Annotated in this window: 1 protein-coding gene and 1 pseudogene; both read right to left on the bottom strand. The window is 62.9% G+C overall.

Translation table 11 applies throughout. From position 1 onward, the window contains the following. Positions 1–265 (bottom strand): annotated as a pseudogene (locus tag HB633_RS30490) (ATP-binding protein); the annotation flags it as partial. Continuing rightward, positions 252–1,754 carry an IS21 family transposase gene (istA, locus tag HB633_RS30485; RefSeq protein ID WP_213781846.1) on the bottom strand — a complete coding sequence of 501 codons (1,503 nt, stop codon included), beginning with the start codon at positions 1,752–1,754 and terminating at the stop codon, positions 252–254. The pseudogene HB633_RS30490 and the gene istA, both read right to left, overlap by 14 nt. Between the last annotated feature and the right edge of the window lie 147 nt (positions 1,755–1,901).

The raw sequence follows: 1,901 nt of genomic DNA, 5'->3' as shown, positions 1-1,901 counted from the left end.
TGACGAACTCAAGCGACATTAGCTCTTCGACGGCGGCTCGATCGCACCGCTTGGGCCATGCCCAATCAAAGTCGCACAGCGGTTTGAAGCTGCCTAAATGCGCGTCGCGGATACGTCGCTCCAGTGAGCGGCGACCGCGCTCGTCCTCTTCCCACTGCAGCAGAGGTGCGACCCACGGTTCGCCCGCAACGTCGGGCCAATGCGCCAGCAGTCCATACAGGCGCAAGGCGTGTGCGCGGGCTTGTAGTACATCAGGCGTGTTCATCAGAGTCTCCCGTGATCTGGTCGTAAATGTCGAGCCGATGGGGCGTTACCAAGGTGTCCTTCTTGCGTACGTGTTCGGGCAACGGGACTACGACGGGTGGAGGCGCTTGCCGCGCCGCGCGCCGGCGCTCTAGCGCCAGGCGTACCGGATTCGGATGAGGCGCCGCACCACTGGCGAGGGTCTCCTCAATAGCAGCCTGCAGTTCGGCGGCACCATAGCGATCGAGCAGACGCAGCAGATGAGATGTAATGTTGCCCAGATTGCCGCCGCGTTCAGCGGCACGCAGCATCAGGGCCTGACTGGCCGGCGCGGCCCGGCTCAGATGGTCCAGGCCACGATGGTGACGCGCTTCGCGTTTGTGCTCGACGAGTCCGTCGATGTGCGCTGCAATCTCGATCTGTGCACCGCGATCGTAACTGCGCTCATGGGTGGCGAGAAGATCGGCGCCGTCGAGGACGCGGACCTGCCGCGGATTGGCCCGTATCGTGAGCGTGCGCCGCACGTGCGTATGTGGGATTGTGTAGTCGTTCAGATCGAAGCGAACATACGGCGTCTTGTTGACCTGCACAGCCAGTTGCAGTTCACACGGGTACGGATTCCCCGGCAGCGCCAATAGACTGGGCTGTTCGCGGGCGAAGGCCTCACGCACGGTGATGGCGGGCTCTTCCCGGCACGGTCGATCGGCCGCAGGTCCGGCGCACCAGAGCGCGGCCTGGGCATTGAGGTCGTCGAGGTCAACGAATTTGCGCGCGGCAAAGAAGTTCTCGCGTACAAACCGGATTGCCCTCTCGACGCGCCCCTTCTCGTTGCCTCTGGCTACGGCCACTGGTCGGGGCTCGTAGCGATGATGTGCGGCGAACGCGAGCAGCGTTGGGTTGAAGCGGATCGCGTCGCCCTGGCGTTCGAGCACTGCACTTTTAAGGTTGTCGTACAGGATGACCCTTGAGACGCCGGACCATGCCGCGAAGGCACCGGCGTGACCGGCCAGGAAGCTGTCCATCCGCGCATCGAGGAAGAATTGCAGATAGATCTGTCGCGACCACGACAGCACCATCACGAAGGCCATCAGGGGTCGACGCGCACGTCCGATCTGCAGATGGCCGAAGCTCCCCCAGTCGCATTGAGCTTGCTCTCCAGGCAAGGTGCGAAGCCGAAGGTACGCCTCGGCCACCGGGCGCGGACGATGAAGCGAAACCAGGTGTCTGAAGTGGTGCTGACCGCCGCGGTAGCCGCGCTCATAGACCATGGCATACAGGCGGCTGGCTGTGAGCGACGGAAACTTCTTCAGCGTCTCAAGGATGAACGGCAGGTAAGCATCGATTTGCGAGGGCCGCTGAACGGTGCCAATCCGGGGCAGTCCGGCCTGAGCTAGCACGCGCTGGACGGTGCCGCGGTGCACGTGCAGCTGGCGCGCGATGGTGCCACAGCGCCACTTCTCGACGTGGTAGTAGCGCAGGATCTGTGCTTCAAGTTCGGTTCCAATGGTCATGGGTCATGTCCTGTGAAATGCGTAGGAATGCAAACATCACGGAAGACCCGACGGCGAAGCGGCCCAAGGCGTACGAAGCCCGAACAGACACATTGGCAGAAATGGCAATGCTCAGGCACAGGTGCGGCGGTGATGGATACCGGTGTT

It is taken from the genome of Caballeronia sp. dw_276 (assembly GCF_018449635.1).
Taxonomy (GTDB): domain Bacteria; phylum Pseudomonadota; class Gammaproteobacteria; order Burkholderiales; family Burkholderiaceae; genus Caballeronia.
This window is presented reverse-complemented; position numbering and strand designations above follow the sequence as displayed.